The following is an 18,770-nucleotide window of genomic DNA, read 5'->3' as shown; positions in this document are numbered from 1 at the left end:
CCGACCACAAGAATGTTCAGTTCACCTGAACACATACGCCGTAAAGTTTCGATGGACGTGATGGGTCGCGTCCTGCGACGTTGGGCGCATGCCCTCCGTGAAAGTCCCGCACCGCCCCCGGACATCCGCCGGGATCGCCCTCGCCGCGCTCGCCACCGTCGTCTGGTCCGGCAGCTTCGTCACCGCTCGGGCGCTGCACGACAGCGTGCCGCCGGTGCAGCACGCGTTCTGGCGGTGGATCGTCGCGATCGTGGCGCTCGCCCCGTTCGGGGCCCGGGCGGCCTGGCGTGAACGGGCGTTGCTGCGGCGGCACTTGCGGTACGTCACGCTCGCCGCGCTCCTGGGCGTCACCCTCTACAACACGCTCGTCAACCAGGCGGGCCTGACCACGTCCGCCGGCGCCATGGGCATGATCATGGCGGCGTCGCCGGTCCTCATGGCGCTCTGCGAACGGCTCGGCGGCGCTCGGCTCAGCGCCCGTCGGGTGACCGGGACGCTCGTGGCGTGCGCGGGTGTCGTTCTGCTTGTCGGCAACGGATCGGTGGGCCCGGGGTTCGCGGCCGGTGACCTGTGGGTGGTCGGCGCGGCTGTCTGCTTCGGCTCGTACAGCGCGCTGCTGCGGCGCAGGCCGCGGGAGATCGGCGGGGTGCCGTTCCTGTTCGCGACGTTCGTGCTCGGCGCGCTGATGCTGGTGCCCGCGTACGCGGTGAGCGTGGCGGTGCAGGGCGGGTTCGCGGTGCGGGCGGGCACGGTCGGGCCGCTGCTGTACGTGGGCGTGGTCTCCTCCGCGCTGGCGTTCTTCGCGTGGAACAAGGCGATCGCGCTCGTCGGGGCGGCCCGCGCCGGGGTCGTCTACTACCTGCAGCCGGTCTGCGTGGCGCTGCTGTCGTACGCGGTCCTGGGTGAGGCGATGGGGTGGGCGCAGGTGGGGTGCATGGGGCTGATCCTGACGGGCGTCGTCCTGGCGTCGGCGGCGCGTCCGCCTCGCCGGAAGGGCCCGGCCCCTCAGAGCGGACCCACCTCCATCAACGGCAGTACCCGCCCCGGCAGCGAGCCGGAGGGGACCGTGCCCACCCGGCGGCCGCCCATCGCCTCGTAGAACGGGACCGCGTGGGGGTCCGCGGCCCAGCTGAAGCGGGTGAAACCGGTGGCGCGGGCCGCTTCCCGCACATGGTCGAAGAGGAGTCGTCCCACGCCGCCGCCCATCGCGGACGGGTCGACGAACATCAGGCCCAACTCGCCGCGCGGCGGTAGCCCTTCGAGGGTCGCGAGGCCGAGGAGGCGGCCGTCCGGCGCCTGCGCCACCACGGTCCTGCGCGCCTCGACCTCCTCCGGCCGCAGCGTCAGCTCGTCGACGCACGCCGCCATGAACGCCTCGTCGTACCCCCAGTGCGCCTTCGAGCGCAGGGCCAGCGCGCTCAGCTCGGCCGCCTCGTCGGGCCTGGCCGCCCGGATCCGTACCGGGCCCACCGGCTCCACCGTCCGTACCGTCTGCCGCATGACGCCAGCGTAAGTCGCCGCCGGGTTACGTTGTGGCGCATGAGCGAGTACGAGCCGGAGCCCGCACGGAGGGCGTCGACGAAGGCGCCCGACCGGTGGGACATCAAGAAGCTGGTCATCCTGCGGACGCTGCGGGAGCGCGGCACCGTCACCGCCACCGCGCAGGCGCTCCTCATGACGCCGTCCGCCGTCTCGCAGCAGCTCACCAACCTGGCCAAACAGCTCGGTGTGCCCCTCCTCCAGGCCCACGGGCGGCGGGTCCGGCTGACCGACGCCGCCCACCTCGTCCTCGCGCACGCGGACGCCGTCCTCGCCCAACTGGAGCGCGCCGACGCCGCGTTGGAGCAGTACGTGCACGGCGAGGCGGGGGCGGTGCGGGTCGCCGCGTTCTCCACCGCCGTGCCCGCCCTCGTCGTGCCGGCCGTACGGGCGCTGCGCGCGGCGCACCCCGGCATCGCCGTCCGCGTCCGCGAGGCCGAGGCGGGGGAGGCGTACGAGCTGCTCGCCTCCGGCGACGTGGACCTCGCGCTGTCGCTCGCCGCGCACGCCCCGACCGCCCGCGACCCCAAGTTCACGCGGGTGCCGCTGCTCGCGGACCCGCTGGACGTGGCGCTGCCGGTCGGTCATCCGCTGGCGGCCGAGCCGGGGCTCCGCCTCGCCGATCTCGCGGGCGAACCGTGGATCTTCGGCGGCTCCGGGCCCTGGTCCGAGATCACGATCGCCGCGTGCGAGGCCGCCGGGTTCGTCCCCGCGCAGGCGCACAGCGCGGCCGGGTGGACGGCGATCCTCGCCATGGTCGAGGCGGGGATGGGGGTCGCGCTGGTGCCGAGGATGGCGGCGGCGCGGCGGGACGGCGTGGTGATGTGCGCGCTCGGGGCGGACCGGCCGGTGCGGCATGTGGTGGCGGCGGTGCGGAAGGGGGCGGAGGAAGGGGCGACCGTGCGGAGGGTGCTGGAGGCGTTGGCCGTGCGGCCCGACCCATTGTTCAGCTGAGCTGAATGACAACCTCGTAAAGTTTCGATGGACCTGCGCGGTTCGGCGGGGCGACAGTACCGGCATGACGACGCATCCCGCCCAGACCCCGGCCCCCGAGGACCCGCACGCCAACGACGCCGCCCCCTACGCCGGAGGCGACCCGTACGCCGACTACCGCACCTTCGGTGACCCGACCGGCTTCGACCAGCTCGTCGACCTCGCCGACCGGCGGCTCGGCGCCGGTGTCATCGCCGCCAACGACGAGTTCTTCGCCCAGCGCGAGAACCTCCTCGTACGCGAGCGGGCCGTCTTCGACCCCGAGCACTTCGGGCACAAGGGCAAGATCATGGACGGCTGGGAGACGCGGCGCCGCCGCGGCACGGCCGCGTCGCCCTTCCCTGCGCCGGAGGACCACGACTGGGCGATCGTGCGGCTCGGGGCGCCCGGCGTGATCCGCGGCATCGTCGTCGACACGGCGCACTTCCGCGGCAACTACCCGCAGCGCGTCAGCATCCAGGCGGCGGCCGTGCCGGGGGCGCCCGGACCCGAGGAGCTGCTCGGCGACGACGTGAAGTGGGAGGAGCTGGTCGCGCCGAGCCAGGTGCGCGGGCACGCCGCCAACGCCTTCGCCGTCACCAGCGAGCGCCGCTTCACGCACCTGCGCGTCTGCCAGCACCCCGACGGCGGCATCGCCCGCCTCCGCGTGCACGGGGAGGTCGTACCCGACCCCGAGTGGCTCGATCTGCTCGGCACGTTCGACCTGGTCTCCGTACTCAACGGGGGTGTGTACGAGGACGCGTCCGACCGCTTCTACTCCTCCCCGACCCAGATCATCCTGCCCGGCACCTCCCGCAAGATGGACGACGGCTGGGAGAACCGGCGCCGCCGCGTCCACGGCACCAACGACTGGGTCCGCTTCCGGCTCGCCGCGCAGGGGGAGATCCGCGCGGTCGAGATCGACACGGCCTACTTGAAGGGCAATTCGGCGGGGTGGATCGCGTTGAGCGGGCGGGACGGGGACACCGGGGAGTGGTTCGAGATCATCCCGCGTACGCGGCTGCAGCCCGACACGCTGCACCGGTTCCCGCTGGGGGAGCGGGCCGTGGCCACGCATGTGCGGCTTGACGCGTTCCCTGACGGGGGCGTGGCGCGGATGCGGGTGCACGGTGTGCTGACGGATGCGGGGCGGGTGGCGCTGCGCGAGCGGTTCGCCGGGTAGGCGTGTTCGGGGTCTAAGCGGCCTGGGTGAAGTTCCCTGCTGATGTGCGGATCCGATTGCGTCGGCGGGTCAGGGCCTGGTCGACGGCCTGGCCGATGTCGTCGGTGCTGGTCTGGGTGCGTTGTGGATAGTCCGCGTACTTCGCCTGCCGCCAGACCAGCTCGATATCGTTCAACTCCGGGCTGTAGGGCGGCAGGTAAAAGAGCTCGACTCCGATCCTCGCAAGTTGTCGCCGACGGCCCTTGAACGCCTTGGCCACGTGTGCGGAGGCGTTGTCCAGGACGACGGTGCACGGCCGTCGGCGGCACCAGAGCGGGATCGCATCGACTCCGACGCCGTCGGCAGCCAGCTCGAGCACGCTCGCGCCGCCGCCCAGGCCCGCCAGGCGGACGCAGACGAAGTCTTGCAGCATGCGGGCATCGATTTTGCCATCGGTGTGCTGCCAGAGCAGGTCCGGCTCGATGCCGACGATCTGCGCGCCCAGGACGTTGACCCGGCGGCCGCGGGTGTCTTCCTTCGCCACCACGGCGCGCTGTCCGATGCGTGACCAGGTGTATCCGGTGGGCATGGTGGGAGCGAAGCCGGACTCGTCCAGGAAGATCAGGTCGCGCCGGCCGGCGTTCGCCTCCAGCCGTAAGGCCGCAAGTCCTCCAGCTGGGCCCGGGCGGTCTGCTGGAGGACGGGGTCGGCCTTGTGCCGCACGCTGTCGCGGGTACGTTTCCAGCGGAAACCCTCCCGGTGCAGCAGCTCCGCGAGCCAGTCCGTGGAGATCTCCACCCCGCGTTCCGCCTTCAGCCAGTCGCACAGGCCCGGCGTGCTCCACGTGGTCCCCGCCGCGGCGGACTCATCCAGCAGCTCGCCCAGTGCGGCCCGGTCCTGGGGGGTGAGAAGCCGGGCTGGACGGCCGGGGCGCGGGGCATCGCGTAGGCCTGCTATTCCGCCCTTTTGAAGGCGGTGGACCGCGGCCCGGACCGTGACCGGGTGGCATTCCAGCAGGTCGGCGACCTCGGCCGTGCTTCTGCCACGGTCGAGGAACCGGATGCACTCAGCCCGCTGCCGGGTATACGCGGTCAGATCACCGCGAGCCAGCAGTCCGTGCAGCTCACGGCGCTGATCGTCGGTCAGCTCTACTCGGAGGTTTTTCCCCATGGTGTCCCTCCCACGGGGCGCCTACCCAACACACCCAACTTCAACGGTCCCGCTTAGCGGCCCAGGCGGCGGGTCCGGTCGAAGCGGAGCAGTACGGCTGCGGCCCGCCAGATGCCTGCGCCGCAGCCCAGTACGGCTCCGGCCATGCGCAGGAGGTCCTCCGCGCCCGGGGGCAGGTGCCAGATCCAGGTGGGGCCTGCGAGCAGGGCGTACAGGGCGCCGCCGAGCAGGGCGCCGGTGAACAACGCGAAGCCGATCTCGACCGTCATCGCGTCCTTCTCCCACCGGGATTCCCGCCCCGCGTCTGTCCTGCCGTCCATAGGGGCAGTGTCACATGGCGCGGCTTTCGCTGTGGCTGGTCGCGCAGTTCCCCGCGCCCCTGGAATGCGCACTGCGTGCGGCATTCCCCCTGTTCTTCGGGTGCGGCGCCGCCGTGGTTGCTCGCGCAGTTCCCCGCGCCCCTGAAGGCTTGCGGCTACGCCGCGCCTTCCACCGCCTCCCGTGGCGCGTCCCTCGGGAGGCAGGCTTCGGGGAGATACGCCCCCACATCAACGCGCCCCACAGCAACGCGCCCCCGAGATGCCGCACGAAGTGCGCATCTCAGGGGCGCGGGGAACTGCGCGACCAGCCACGACGTGTCCGCAGTCCGCGATGAACCGCGTTCGGCAGACGGTGACCGGCCCGGCCCGGGCGGGGGTGCGGGCGCCTACACGTCCGCCGCCTGCGCCCGGAGCGCCCGCTCCACCCCGGCCCGCGACTCCGACACCAGCCTGCGCAGCGCCGCGCTCGGCGACGCCGACGCCAGCCACTCGTCCGTGCGGGTCAGCGTCGACTCGGAGACCTGGACCGCCGGGTACAGCCCGACCGCGATCTGCTGCGCCATCTCGTGGGAGCGGGAGTCCCACACCTCACGCAGCACGGAGAAGTACTTCTCGGCGTACGGCGCGAGCAACTCCCGCTGGTCGGTCTGGACGAAACCGCCGATGACCGCTTCCTGCACGGCGTTGGGCAGCTTGTCCGAGTCGACGACGGAGGCCCACGCCTCGGCCTTCGCCTCGGGCGTCGGCCGCGCCGCCCGCGCGGTCGCCGCGTGCCGCTCACCGGCGGCGGTGCGGTCACGCTCGTACTCGCTGGCGATCTCCGTCTCGTCGAACCGCCCGACCGCCGCGAGCCGCTGCACGAACGCCCAGCGCAGCTCGGTGTCGACGGCGAGCCCCTCGACGGTCTGGGTGCCCTCCAGCAGCCCCTCCAGGACGTCGAGCTGCTCCGGCGTCCTGGCCGTCGCCGCGAACGCGCGGGCCCACGCGAGCTGGTGGTCGCTGCCCGCCTCGGCCGTACGGAGATGGGTCAGCGCCGCCTCGGTCCAGCGGGCGAGGAGGGTGTCGCGGTGGGCCGGCGCCGCGTACAGGTCGATGGCCAGCTTGACCTGGCGGTGCAGCGACTGCACGACGCCGATGTCGGACTCCTTGGCGATGCCGGAGAGGACGAGGTCCAGGTAGGCGCTGGTGGAGAGTTCGGCGTCCCGCGTCATGTCCCAGGCCGACGCCCAGCACAGGGCGCGCGGCAGGGAGGACTCGAAGTCGCCGAGGTGCTCGGTGACGACGGCGAGGGACTGCTCGTCGAGGCGGACCTTGGCGTAGGAGAGGTCGTCGTCGTTGAGGAGGATGACCGCCGGGCGGCGCTTGCCGACCAGCTCGGAGACGGACGTCGACTCGCTCGCCGTCACGTCGAGTTCGATCCGGTCCCCCCGGACCAGCTTGCCGCTCGCCTCGTCGAGGTCGTAGAGGCCGATCGCGATGCGGTGCGGGCGCAGCGTCGATGTGCCCTTCGCGCCCTCGGGCAGGGCGGGTGCCTCCTGGCGGACCGCGAACGACGTGATGACGCCCTGCTCGTCGGTCTCGATCTCGGGGCGCAGCACGTTGATGCCGGCGGTCTCCAGCCACGCCTTCGACCAGGACTTCAGGTCACGGCCGCTGGTCTCCTCCAGGGCGCCGAGGAGGTCGGACAGGCGGGTGTTGCCGAAGGCGTGGCGCTTGAAGTACGCCTGCACGCCCCGGAAGAACTCGTCCTCGCCGACGTACGCGACGAGCTGCTTGAGGACAGAGGCGCCCTTGGCGTACGTGATGCCGTCGAAGTTGACGAGCACGTCGTCGAGGTCGTTGATGTCCGCCATGATCGGGTGCGTGGACGGGAGCTGGTCCTGGCGGTACGCCCACGTCTTCATGGAGTTGGCGAACGTCGTCCACGAGTGCGGCCACTTCGAGCCCGGCGCGTACGCCTGGCAGGCGGCCTCGGCGTAGGTGGCGAACGACTCGTTCAGCCACAGGTCGTTCCACCACTCCATGGTGACGAGGTCGCCGAACCACATGTGCGCCAGCTCGTGCAGGATCGTCGCGGCCCGCACCTCGTACGCGGCGTCCGTCACCTTCGAGCGGAAGACGTACTGGTCGCGGATGGTGACCGCGCCCGCGTTCTCCATCGCGCCCGCGTTGAACTCCGGCACGAAGAGCTGGTCGTACTTGGCGAACGGGTACGCGTAGTCGAACTTCTCCTGGAACCAGTCGAAGCCCTGCCGCGTCACCTCGAAGATCGCGTCGGAGTCGAGGTGCTCGGCGAGCGAGGGGCGGCAGTAGATGCCGAGCGGCACGGACTGCCCCGTCTCGGCGTTCTCGTACGTCGAGTGCACCGCGTGGTACGGGCCGACGATGAGCGCCGTCACGTACGTCGACATGCGGGGCGTCGGCTCGAAGACCCAGACGTCGTCCTTGGGCGGCTCGGGCGTCGGCGAGTTCGAGATCACCGTCCAGCCGCTCGGCGCCTTCACCGTGAACTGGAACGTGGCCTTCAGGTCCGGCTGCTCGAAGCTCGCGAACACGCGCCGCGCGTCCGGCACCTCGAACTGCGTGTACAGGTACGCCTGTTCGTCGACCGGGTCGACGAAGCGGTGCAAACCCTCGCCGGTGTTCGTGTACGCGCAGTCGGCGACGACCCGCAGCTCGTTCGCCCCCTGCTCCAGACCGGCCAGCGCGATGCGCGAGTCCTGGAAGACGGCGGCGGCGTCGAGGGAGCGGCCGTTGAGGACCACCTCGTGCACGGTCGGTGCGACCAGGTCGATGAACGTCTCGGCGCCCGCCTCCGCGCTGTCGAAGCGCACGGTGGTCACCGACCGGTAGGTGCCGCCCTCCTGCGCGCCGGAGAGGTCGAGATCGATCTCGTACGAGTCAACGGTGAGCAGCTTCGCCCGCTGCTGCGCCTCTACGCGGGTCAGATTGGTGCCAGGCACGCGGTCATCTCCTAGTGCGGTTGCGTGGTCAACGCTTGTGACGTTTCCGGTCATCCTTCCACGTGGGGGCGTACGAGCGCGATGTCCGTTTTCCGCCGGTGGACACGCGCGCGCGAGAGCAGGCTGAAGCCATGACCAGGTACACCGCGCGCCCCATTGAGGAAGCCGCGCTGAAGGAACTCCGCACCACCGACGACGCGGGCCGGCCCTGCCGTCCGTACACCGCCACCGCCGACGACGCGGGCTCGCCGCTGCGCTGCTGCCTGACGCCGGTCCGGGAGGGGGAGCGCATCGCGCTCGTCTCGTACGCGCCACTGCGCCGCTGGGCCGCCGCGACGGGCGCGGACCCCGGCGCCTACGACGAGCAGGGCCCGGTCTTCCTGCACGCGGACGCCGGGGACTGCGCGGGCTACGTGGCCGATTCCGGCCGCTACCCCTTCGACAGGACCGGCGCCCTGCGCACCCTGCGCCGCTACGACGCGCGCGGCCGCATCGCGGGCGGGCGGCTCCTGGAGATCCCCGCCGACGCGACGGCCGGGTTCGACGCGGCGCTCGACGAGGCGTTCGCCGACCCGGACGTCACACTGGTCCACGTCCGGGCCGTCGAGTACGGCTGCCTGCACTTCGAGGTGCGACGGCCTTGAGCACGCGTGCGGGTCGCGTCGTGGCTGGTCGCGCAGTTCCCCGCGCCCCTGAGAGGCGCACTGCGTGCGCCATCACAGGGGAGCTCATGGGGCTGCGGCGAAGCCGCATGCTCCAGGGGCGCGGGGAACCGCGCGACCAGCCACGACGTACGCCGCACCCGGCAACGGCGAAGAACCCCGCAGACGCGTCCGCTGAGGCGCCTACTTGGCGCTGAGCTCCCGCGCCACCAGCTCGGCGATCTGCACGGCGTTCAGCGCAGCGCCCTTGCGGAGGTTGTCGTTGGAGATGAACAGCGACAGGCCGTTCTCCACCGTCTCGTCGCCGCGGATGCGGCCCACGTACGAGGCGTCCTTGCCCGCGGCCTGGAGCGGCGTCGGGATGTCGGACAGCTCGACGCCGGGGGCGCCGGCGAGCAGCTCCGTGGCGCGCTCGACGGAGATCGGGCGGGCGAAGCGGGCGTTGACCTGGAGCGAGTGGCCGGAGAAGACGGGGACGCGGACGCAGGTGCCGGAGACCTTGAGGGCCGGGATCTCCAGGATCTTGCGGGACTCGTTGCGGAGCTTCTGCTCCTCGTCCGTCTCGTTCAGACCGTCGTCGACGATGTTGCCCGCGAGGGGGAGCACGTTGAAGGCGATGGGGCGCTTGTAGACGTCCGGCTCGGGGAAGTCGACGGCCCCGCCGTCGTGGGTGAGCTTGTCGGCGTCGGCGACGACCTTCTGCGCCTGCCCGTGCAGCTCGGCGACGCCCGCGAGCCCCGAACCGGAGACGGCCTGGTAGGTGGCGACGACCAGCGCTTCGAGACCGGCCTCGTCGTGCAGCGGACGCAGGACCGGCATGGCGGCCATCGTCGTGCAGTTCGGGTTGGCGATGATGCCCTTGGGGCGGTCCGCGATCGCGTGCGGGTTCACCTCGGAGACGACGAGCGGGACCTCGGGGTCCTTGCGCCAGGCCGACGAGTTGTCGATCACGACGGCGCCCTGCGAGGCGACCTTCTCGGCGAGCGCCTTGGAGGTGGCGCCACCGGCGGAGAAGAGGACGATGTCCAGGCCCGTGTAGTCGGCCGTCGAGGCGTCCTCGACGGTCACGCCGTCGAGCACCGTGCCCGCGCTGCGCGCCGAGGCGAACAGGCGCAGCTCGTCGACCGGGAACGCGCGTTCGACCAGGATCTTGCGCATGACCGTGCCGACCTGACCGGTGGCTCCGACGATTCCGACCTTCACAGGGGTTCCTCCGTGCTTGCGAGCGGCCATCCGGCCTGCGGGTGCGTCCATGATGTGTCTGTCCAGGGTCGCCTTGTCCAATCGATTGTCCGAGGTACGGGACGCGTGGGCTTCGCCACAGGACCGGTGCGGGACCCGTGTGAACGTTTCGGGCCGCTCCCGCGTCACAGGGCGGACGCGGGGAGGGGAGGGGCTTTGCTGCGCGGAAAACCATGGAGACGGTCACCGGACGTCCGGGACGTGCCGGACCCGCTGGACGCGAAGGTCGAGGACCGGGTGCGAGCCGTCCTGTCACTGGGCGGGGTGCCGTACGCGGACCTGCCGGACGGGGTGCAGCAGGTCCGGCTGCGGCTGCTCGAACGGGCGGCGAAGGGGCAGGACGCCCCGCGCGACGTCTCGGCCTGGGCGGCGGTCGTCGCCTCCAACCTCGCCATGGACTGGCACCGGGCGCGCCGCCGCCAGGAGCGGCTCGGGGAGCGGCTCGCCTCGCTGCGCCAGGAGGACGCGCGGGACGCCGCCGACACCCGCGTCCTCTCCCTCGCGGTGGCCCAGGGCCTCGATGAGCTGCCCGACCAGCAGCGGCAGGTCGTCGTGCTCCGCTTCTACGCGGATCTGCCGGTCCGCGACATCGCGGCCGAGCTGGGCGTGCCCGAGGGCACCGTCAAGAGCCGGCTGCACACGGCCGTGCGCGTGCTGCGGGCGCGGCTGCACGAACAGGAGGTGGTGTGACGTGGAGGACAGCACACGCGAGGACCGGCTCCTGCTGCTCGCGATCGCGGGTGAGCCGCTGCCCGGCGACGTCGCGGACGACCCGGAGGCGGCGGCGGTCGCGGCCGATGTCACGCTCCTGCGCGACCAGATCACCGGGCTCGGCGACGCGCTGGCGGCCCGCCCGGCCCCGGCCCCGAAACCCGTACGCCCCGCGCCGGCCCCCGCCCCGGTACGCCGCCGCAGGCCGCTGCGGATCGCGCTCGGCGGGCTGGTCGCCGCCTGCGCCGTCACCGTGTTCGGCGGGATGGTGTGGCTCGGGGTGCAGGCGCCGGGCGGCGCGAACGACAAGAGCGTCAGCTCCGACAGCGGCGCGGCCGCGAAATCGGGGGACGGGTCCGGCGCGCAGCAACGCGCCCTTCGGCTGGCCTGCCTGCGCTGGTCGCTCGAAGGCACCGTGCGGAGCGTGACGCCGCGCGCCGACGGTGACGTACAGGTGGTCCTGGAGGTCAGGCGCTACTACCGGCCCGAGCGGTCGGCGGCCCGGCACCCGACGGTCAGCGTCACGCTGGACGGGTCGGCCCGCGCCGACCTGGAGCCGGGCACGTACGCGCTCATCGCCGTCCCGCTGCACCCGCAGGACCGGCAAGGCCGTCGGGACTGGGCGACCGGGCCCGGCGTGGACGACGCCCGCGACGACATCCTCGCGGTGCTCCCCGAGGCCCGGGGCCTGACCTGCCCGGGCCCGGAGGCGGGCTGACACGGCGACGGGGGCGGACGCCACTCGCGTCCGCCCCCGTGCTCAAGCCACCGGCCCGCTTACTCGGTGACCTTCTCGATCTTCACGCTGCCGACGCCCGCGGCGACCCCGCGCTCGTTCACCAGCCGCACCTCACCGAAGAACTCGCGGCCCTCCGGCGCGGCGGCCGCGGCGGTGACCTCGGCGGCCACGTTCGTGGACGCGCCGTTGGCCAGGGTCACGGTCTTGGTGTCGTCGACCTTCACCGTGCCGAGGGACGGCGAGTAGAACACGTCGACGTAGTCGTACGCGGTCGAGCCGGACGGCACCGAGTAGCCCGCGACCTCGATCGTGTACGTGCCGGCGGCCGGCTTCGCGATGCTGACGGCCTCCTCGGAGTCACCGTCGGCGGACTGCGCGACCTGGTTGCCGGCCGCGTCGTAGACGGTCAGGTCGAGGTCGGCGGCCTGGTCGGAGACGTTGCCGATGGAGACGTCGAGCTTCTCGGCGCCCGCGGGCACCTCGACGGTCGAGGTCTGCGTGGCACCGTTCGCGATGGACGGACGGTCGGACTTCGACGAGCCGAGCGGACCGCCTTCGAGCTTCCCGCCGTTGATGGCCGCGAAGTTGTTCGTGACCTTCCAGTTCACGGCGGCCGGGGCACCGACCTTCGCCTCGGGCAGCGTCTGCACCGCCGGGTCGAAGGTGGCGCCGAGGACCGACGCGTCCAGGGTGTACGGGTTGTCGAGCAGCGGCGACGTACGGCGCGACTCGACCTCGATCTCCCAGACACCGGCCTGCGGGTCCGCGTACGAACGCAGGTCCGGGCGGCAGGTGTTGGCCGGGTTCTCGTAGTTCGGGTAGCAGCTCGGCGTGGACGTCTCGTCGACCGGGACACCGTACGGGTGGATGGAGATGAAGCGGGTCTGGCTGGTGGCCTTCAGCCCGCTCATCCGCACCTGGAGCGCCTTGGCGCCCTCGGGGACCGTCAGGAAGTAGGACGTGGTGCTGTTGCGCTGCACCGAGCCCTTGGCGGTGAAGGAGTACGACGGCTTGGCCAGCGGCGCGGAGACGACGACGGTCGCCATGACCTGCTGGTCGACGCCCGTGGTGAGCGGGTCGTTCACCTCCAGGATGGCGCTGTGCAGCCCGGCGGAGCCCGGCTTGGCCTGCACCTTGACGGTGACGGCCTTGTTCAGCGGCAGCAGGACGAGGCGCGAGCCGACGACGCGGAAGGTGTCACCCTCGTTGTTCTTCAGGGACAGCGTGTGCAGGACCGGCTTCGAGGAGCCCGACGTACGCGTGATGGTCACGTCGTAGGTCTTCGCCTGCCCGGCCTTGAGGCCGCCCTCGCGGTCGTAGATGCCGGTGCCGAAGCCCGGCGTCTTCAGCGCGTAGTCGATCGCGGTGTCGACGGGCGCCTTCACGGTGTACGTGTGGGCGTTCGCGCCGAGGCGGATGGAGCGCCAGGCGTCCTCGATGTCGATGAGGCCGGAGCCCTCGGCGTACGCCTGCTCGCCCTTGATGTGGTTCGCGGTCGAGGTCAGCGCGGTGCGCAGCTTCGCCGGGGCCAGCGCGATGTGCTTCTGCTTCGCGGCGGAGAGCAGCAGCGCCGAAGCACCCGCGGCCTGCGGGGATGCCATCGACGTGCCCTGCAGCATCGAGTAGCCGGCCGGGAGCGAGTAGCCCGCCTCGGCGACCGGGGAGCCGGGCAGCCAGGTCTGCGTCGTGTTGATCGCCGCGCCGGGCGCGGTGATGGTCGGGGTGAAGCCGCCGTCCTCACGCGGGCCGCGCGAGGAGAACGGCATCATCGCATAACGCTTCTCGACCTGGGAGCCGTAGTTGGCGGCCCAGGTCTCCTTGGAGATCGAGGCACCCACCGAGATGACCTTGTCGGCGAGGCCGGGGTCGCCGATGGTGTTGGCGCCGGGGCCCGAGTTGCCCGCGGAGATCACGAGCTGGACGCCGTAGGTGTCGATGAGGCGGGTGTACAGCTCGGAGCGCGCGTTGTTGCCGTCGTTCAGCGCGGGAAGGCCGCCGATCGACATGTTGACGATGTCGACGCCGCGGTTGGCGACGAGGTCAATCATGCCCTCGGTCAGCGCGACGTTGGTGCAGCCGCCGGACCAGGTGCAGGCGCGCGAGGAGACGAGCTTGGCGCCGGGCGCGGCACCGTTCATCTTCTTGTTGCCGAACAGCGCGTTGGCGGCGGTGATGCCCGCGACGTGCGTGCCGTGCTCGGACTCGATGACGCCGATGTTGACGAAGTCGCGCTTCTGCCCGACCCAGTCACCGCCGTACGGGTCCATGGGGACGTCCTTGCGGATCTCCACCACGAACGGGACGCGCTCGACGACGTCCGTCTTCGGGTCGTCCTTGCCGAAGTACCCGATCTGGTAGCCGTCCTTGTACGGCTTCATCGGGGTGTCGTCGGTGAAGTCGCCGTTGTCGTTCAGGTCGACGGTGACGGTGCCGGCCTTCGCGTCGTAGAGGACGCCCCACTTGTCGGTGGTGTCGCCGTCGCGGTTCAGGTCGCCCTTGGCGTCGCCGCCGGTCGTCGCGGACTCGGCGAACGTGCTGAAGCCGAAGGTGCCCGCCGCCGACTTGTACGTACGGCCGCCCGCGGTGAACGTCGGCCCGGTCACCGAGGTGACCATCGGGCGCCAGGTGCCGTCGCTGTCCACGATCGGGTCGGTCGCCGTGACCCAGTCGACGATCTTGCGCTCGCCGGTCGTGGTCTTCTGCAGCGCCGGGTGGCCGAGGTCGACGCCGGAGTCGAGGATGCCGATGGTGACCCCGCGGCCGTCGGCCTTCGGGTTGTCCTGCACGAAGTCGACCGCGCCCGTCTCGAAGGACGGGTTGTACGGGTTCTTCGCCGGGGTGTTCTTGCCCGGAGCCCCGTACGTGCCGCTGCCCTTCTTCGCCGCGCCCTTCGCACGGTCGCCCGCCGGGGTCGGGTCGTCGAGCTGAATCTCCTGGCGCAGGTCGATGCCGTGCACGGAGGAGAGCTTCTCGGCCGCCTTGATGGCGGCGTCGGCCTTACCGGTCGGCACGGTCGCCCGGACGTAGCCGAGCTTGTCGTAGGTGGGGCCCACGGAGCCGCCCTTGACCGCGTCGAGCTGCTTCGCCACCTGCTCGGTGGCGCCCGGGGCGGTCGCGACCATGAGGGTCACGTTCTTCTCGCCGTCGGCCTTCGCGTCGGCGAGGAGCTGCGCGTCGTGCGCGCCGAGCTTCTCACTGGCGGCCTTGACGGCGGGGTCGGCGGACGGAGTGGTGCCTGCCGTGTCTGCGTCGGCGGCGAAGGCCATGGGTATCGGCCCGGCCGCGGTGAGCGCGGCCACCAGACCTGCGGCGGCCGCGAGCCGGGCCGCGCGTCTCGCACCGGATATGGGTGCTCGCTGGGGATCGGGGGTCATCAGCATCCCTGTACGTGAAGTGGGACAACGAGGGTGTGGTGCGTGAAGAATGTTCGTACGGCTCCGGAATTCGGTGCCCGATGACCGCTCAGCTTTATCTAAGTGCACATAGTTTGGGGAGAGTTGCCCGAGACGGGATGGAGCCATGGCGTACTTCCGCCATACGCCATCGGGGACGAACCAGTCGCTAACCGGACGTAATCCGGCCCGTCCCCGAACCCTCGGTGGAGAGCTCGAACTCTCCGTTAGCGTCGGGGGATGCACAAAGAGCTGAGGGTGGCGGCGTACGCCGTGTGCGTGCGCGACGGACGGATCCTGCTCGCCCGCTGGGTCGCCGGGGACGGCAGCAAGCGCTGGACCCTGCCCGGCGGCGGCATGGACCACGGCGAGGACCCCTACGACACGGTCGTCCGCGAGGTCGACGAGGAGACCGGCTACACCGTCGACCCCGTCACCTTCCTCGGCGTCGACACCGTCCTGCGCCGCTACCCCCGCAAGCTCGGCACGGTCGCCGACTTCCACGGCCTGCGCCTCGTCTACGAGGCCACCGTCACCGGCGGCATCCTGCGCCACGAGGAGAACGGCTCCACGGACATGGCCGCCTGGCACGACCTCGCCGCCGTGGACGGCCTGCCGCGCGTCGAACTCGTCGACGTCGGCCTGCGGCTGTGGCGCGAGCGCCCGCCGTCGGGACACCTGTCCCTCTGAGAGGCGTTCTCTTCCCTGAAAAGTGAACTCAGGGTGACGGCGCGGGGGGTGAGTTCCTCCCCGCGCATGACAACCCGGGGCCTCCGACCGCGCCCGGTGATCCACGTACCGCGATCTGCGCTGCGCGTTGCGTCCCCGTTCACGCGCACGCCACCCCCGCTGCCAACGATCCAGTACGCCACTGTCGACGCGTTCGCACCCGGGGAGACCGCGCCATGTCGCGCCTACGCTCTGTCACCAAAGCAGCCGCCGCACTCGACCGCCGTACGCTCCTGGCCGCGACCGGCGCGGCGACGCTCACCGCCGGACTCGGCTACGCCCTCGCGCCGGGCGGCTCCGCCGCCGCCGCGGGGCCCGCGCCCGCCCGCACCCTCTCCTCCCGCCGCGCGCCCGCGGCCCCGCTCCTGCCGTACACGCGCGGCACGACCCTCGCCTCCGTCGCCACCGGACCGGCCGGGTCCGGCTACCGCAAGCTCGGCGACGGACCGGCCTGGCAGCGCGTCGTCCGCTCCGAGCTGACGTCCGCCCGCTCAGGCCGCGAGGCCCGCCGCACCGCGCTCGCCGCGTTCGTGCAATTCACCGACCTGCACCTGGTCGACGTCCAGCACCCCTTGCGCTACGAGTACCTGCGCGCCCAGACCGCCAGCGCCTGGCGCCCGCAGGAGGCGCTGTCGGTCGCGGGCGCCGTGTCGCTCGTCGAGCGGGTCAACGCGCTGCGCGGCGCGCCCGTCACCGCGTCCCCGCTCCACTTCGTCATGACGACCGGCGACAACACGGACAACAACTCCCGTACCGAGCTCGACTGGTTCCTCAAGACGATGAGCGGCGGGCGCATCACCCCCAACAGCGGCGATCCGCGCCACTACGAGGGCGTCCAGAACAGCGGCGTGCCCCTCTACTGGCAGCCGGACTCCGACCGGCGCGACGCCGACAAGCAGGGCCACGGCTTCCCGCGCATCCCCGGCTTCCTCGCGGCGGCCATCGCCGAACTCCGCAGCCCGGGGCTGAACCTCCCCTGGTACTCCACGGTCGGCAACCACGACGCGCTGCCCGGCGGCTGCTACGCGCCCGGCGACTCCTTCTTCGCCGAGTTCGCCGTCGGCGGGCGCAAGCTCATGGAGCTGCCGGGTTCGGCGGGCAAGGCGATCTGGGACAACGTCAAGCACGGCGGCGACCCCAAGGGCGGCGCCTTCCGCGACCTCCTCCGGAGCAATGCGCGGGCGATGCGCCGGGTCACCCCGGACGAGGCCCGCGCCCCGTTCACCCCCGCCGAGTACCTGGCCGCGCACCTCGACCCGGCGCACACGGGCCCCGGCCCGGTCGGCCACGGGTACACGCAGGCCAACCTCGCCGCCGTCACCCAGTACTACACGTTCCGCATCTCGGACGACGTGCTCGGCATCAGCCTCGACACGACCGACCCCGGCGGCCACTACGAGGGCTCGCTCGGAACGAGCCAACTGCGCTGGCTGGTGGCCCAGTTGACATCGGCCGAGAAGAACGGTGACCACGTCGTCGTCTTCTCGCACCACACCAGCAAGTCGATGCGCAACCTTCGCGAGGACCCCCACCACCCCGGCGAGCGGCGCCACGGCGGCAAGGAGCTCGCCCGCGTCCTCGCCCGCCACCGCCCGGTCCTCGCCTGGGTCAACGGGCACAGCCACAAGAACGCCATCACCCCGCACCCCGGCGAGGACGGCACCGGCGGCTACTGGGAGGTCTCCACCGCCTCCCACGTGGACTTCCCCCAGCTCGCCCGGATCATCGAGATCGCCGACAACCACGACGGCACGCTCTCCCTCTTCACCACCTGCATCGAGTCCGCCGCCCCGCACCGCGCCGACGTCACCGACCTCAGCCAGACCGGCCTCGCCGCCCTCTACCGCGAACTCTCCTTCAACGCCCCGGGATCCCGCGCGACCCTCTCCGGCACCCCGGGCGACCGCAACACGGAACTGGTCCTGAAGAAGGGCTGAACCTAGCGGGGAAGGACCACGACGTACGCCGCCGGGTCCCGGTCGTCCGCCGCCATCAGCGCCGTGCGCACCACGGCCGCCTGCTGTTCGAGCGCCTCGCGCAGCTTGCGCGGCGTGAGGTGCACGACGGTGATCCCGAGCCGCTCCAGGTACTCGCGCTTGCGGGCGTACTCGCTCCACAGCGCGTCCTCGTCCTGGCGCGGCGCACGCGTGTCCAGTTCCACGGCGACGGCGTGCTCGGGCCAGTACGCGTCGACGCCGCCGAGGTGCGGGCCGCCGGGCAGGCGCAGGTCCACGTTCCACAGCGGGTCGGGAAGCCCGTACTCGACGACCATGCGGTACAGCCGGTCCTCGGCGATGGCCCGCCCCTCCGCGAGCAGCGAGTCCACGGCGTCCACGACGTGCGGCCGGGTCAGCAGCCGGGCCTGCGTCAACTCGCGGACGACGGACGCCGGTTCGCAGTACCCGCCCCGCACCGCCTCCGTAAGCAGCCGGCGTACGGCGGACGCGTCGGAGAGCTGCCCGATGGCGTCCGCGAGGGCGCGCGGCACGGGAGCGACCGGCACTCCGTTCAGCTGGAGGGGCGTCGGCAGCGCGGTCGTGCGGACCAGACGGGCGAAGTCGGTGGAGCGCAGCCGCCGGGTGCGCGGTACGAGGACGTCGACGTGGTCGAGCGAGAGCAGCGGGGGAGCGGAGACGAACCCGTGCAGGGCGAGCGCCGCGAGCCCGGTGACCATGGCCTCGGTGTACGGCGCGCAGTGGTCCTCCCCGGTGAGGGGCTGGGCCGGGACGCCGCCCGTGCGGCGGGGCTGGGCGCGGTTCTCCTGGGTGCGGCCCGCGTACAGGAGCACCGCGTGCAGCCGCTCGTCGCCGGTGGCCGGTCCCGGGTGGAGGAGGAACACCCCGGGCAGGACCCGCTGCCAGGGCCCGCCGGGGCGGCACTGCTCCTGCGCCGCGGCGGCGGTGACCCCGTGGGCCTTGAGCTGGGCCGCGCTCATGACGCGCCGCTGGGAGCCGGCCAGGTGGCCGAGGGGGCGGGCGGAGAGCGGGGCCGGCGTGGCGGAGGCGGCGGGGGTGACCGGGGAGGTGTCGTGGTTCATGCCCCGGACCTTCCCGGACCGGGCGCCTCCGCTAACCGCTGTTACAAGGCCGTCGACAAAACCGGACAAGTTCGCCCTAAAGTCCGGGCGTTGGAGTGCCGAAAGGGCCAGGCGGCAGACGGGTTACGGGCA

The 18,770-nt window shown here is 72.1% G+C and carries 16 protein-coding genes; 8 read left to right on the top strand and 8 right to left on the bottom strand.

From position 1 onward, the window contains the following. Positions 1-88: 88 nt before the first annotated feature. Positions 89-1,099, top strand: coding sequence for a DMT family transporter (locus N5I75_RS11900; protein WP_476676674.1), 1,011 nt, complete (start codon positions 89-91; stop codon positions 1,097-1,099). Here N5I75_RS11900 and N5I75_RS11895 read toward each other — a convergent pair. Beyond that, positions 1,006-1,500 (bottom strand): GNAT family N-acetyltransferase, encoded by a 495-nt coding sequence (locus N5I75_RS11895; RefSeq protein ID WP_476676673.1) that lies wholly within the window; start codon positions 1,498-1,500, stop codon positions 1,006-1,008. The genes N5I75_RS11900 and N5I75_RS11895 overlap by 94 nt on opposite strands. Before the next feature lie 39 nt (positions 1,501-1,539). Here N5I75_RS11895 and N5I75_RS11890 point away from each other — a divergent pair, with 39 nt between their 5' ends. Further along, a complete protein-coding gene (locus N5I75_RS11890; RefSeq protein ID WP_476676672.1) occupies positions 1,540-2,493 on the top strand; it encodes a LysR family transcriptional regulator in 954 nt (317 codons plus the stop codon). Positions 2,494-2,557: 64 nt separating this feature from the next. Beyond that, positions 2,558-3,694, top strand: coding sequence for an allantoicase (gene alc, locus N5I75_RS11885; RefSeq protein WP_476676671.1), 1,137 nt, complete (start codon positions 2,558-2,560; stop codon positions 3,692-3,694). Between the two features lie 13 nt (positions 3,695-3,707). Here alc and N5I75_RS11880 read toward each other — a convergent pair whose 3' ends face one another. From N5I75_RS11880 to pepN, 4 genes are all read right to left on the bottom strand, one after another. Next, on the bottom strand, positions 3,708-4,262 hold the full coding sequence (locus tag N5I75_RS11880) for a transposase (protein ID WP_476676670.1): 555 nt from the start codon (positions 4,260-4,262) through the stop codon (positions 3,708-3,710). A gap of 32 nt (positions 4,263-4,294) precedes the next feature. Beyond that, on the bottom strand, positions 4,295-4,843 hold the full coding sequence (locus tag N5I75_RS11875; protein ID WP_476676669.1) for a helix-turn-helix domain-containing protein: 549 nt from the start codon (positions 4,841-4,843) through the stop codon (positions 4,295-4,297). Between the two features lie 53 nt (positions 4,844-4,896). Further along, on the bottom strand, positions 4,897-5,163 hold the full coding sequence (locus N5I75_RS11870; protein WP_476676668.1) for a DUF6332 family protein: 267 nt from the start codon (positions 5,161-5,163) through the stop codon (positions 4,897-4,899). A gap of 386 nt (positions 5,164-5,549) precedes the next feature. Further along, positions 5,550-8,126, bottom strand: coding sequence for an aminopeptidase N (gene pepN / locus N5I75_RS11865; RefSeq protein WP_476676667.1), 2,577 nt, complete (start codon positions 8,124-8,126; stop codon positions 5,550-5,552). A gap of 131 nt (positions 8,127-8,257) precedes the next feature. Here pepN and N5I75_RS11860 point away from each other — a divergent pair, with 131 nt between their 5' ends. Then, positions 8,258-8,770, top strand: a complete 513-nt coding sequence (locus N5I75_RS11860; RefSeq protein WP_476676666.1) for a DUF1203 domain-containing protein — start codon at positions 8,258-8,260, stop codon at positions 8,768-8,770. A gap of 201 nt (positions 8,771-8,971) precedes the next feature. On the opposite strand, the gene N5I75_RS11855 is transcribed toward N5I75_RS11860, so the two are convergent. After that, positions 8,972-9,991 (bottom strand): aspartate-semialdehyde dehydrogenase, encoded by a 1,020-nt coding sequence (locus N5I75_RS11855; RefSeq protein WP_476676665.1) that lies wholly within the window; start codon positions 9,989-9,991, stop codon positions 8,972-8,974. Positions 9,992-10,186: 195 nt separating this feature from the next. Between N5I75_RS11855 and N5I75_RS11850 the strand changes: the two genes are divergently transcribed. Then, positions 10,187-10,720, top strand: coding sequence for a sigma-70 family RNA polymerase sigma factor (locus tag N5I75_RS11850; RefSeq protein ID WP_476676664.1), 534 nt, complete (start codon positions 10,187-10,189; stop codon positions 10,718-10,720). A gap of 1 nt (position 10,721) precedes the next feature. Beyond that, positions 10,722-11,459: a hypothetical protein gene (locus N5I75_RS11845; protein WP_476676663.1), complete on the top strand. Its 738-nt coding sequence runs from the start codon at positions 10,722-10,724 to the stop codon at positions 11,457-11,459. Positions 11,460-11,518: 59 nt separating this feature from the next. Here the strand turns inward: N5I75_RS11845 and N5I75_RS11840 are convergent, their stop codons facing one another. Further along, on the bottom strand, positions 11,519-14,854 hold the full coding sequence (locus N5I75_RS11840; protein ID WP_476676662.1) for a S8 family serine peptidase: 3,336 nt from the start codon (positions 14,852-14,854) through the stop codon (positions 11,519-11,521). Between the two features lie 258 nt (positions 14,855-15,112). Between N5I75_RS11840 and N5I75_RS11835 the strand changes: the two genes are divergently transcribed. Then, positions 15,113-15,562, top strand: coding sequence for an NUDIX hydrolase (locus tag N5I75_RS11835; RefSeq protein WP_476676661.1), 450 nt, complete (start codon positions 15,113-15,115; stop codon positions 15,560-15,562). Between the two features lie 215 nt (positions 15,563-15,777). After that, positions 15,778-17,538 (top strand): TIGR03767 family metallophosphoesterase, encoded by a 1,761-nt coding sequence (locus tag N5I75_RS11830; RefSeq protein ID WP_476676660.1) that lies wholly within the window; start codon positions 15,778-15,780, stop codon positions 17,536-17,538. A gap of 2 nt (positions 17,539-17,540) precedes the next feature. Here the strand turns inward: N5I75_RS11830 and N5I75_RS11825 are convergent, their stop codons facing one another. Further along, a complete protein-coding gene (locus N5I75_RS11825) occupies positions 17,541-18,638 on the bottom strand; it encodes a hypothetical protein (RefSeq protein ID WP_476676659.1) in 1,098 nt (365 codons plus the stop codon). Between the last annotated feature and the right edge of the window lie 132 nt (positions 18,639-18,770).

This window comes from Streptomyces sp. R818, from assembly GCF_056172735.1.
The sequence above is the reverse complement of the archived record's forward strand: the minus strand, read 5'-3'. Positions and strand labels throughout refer to the sequence as shown.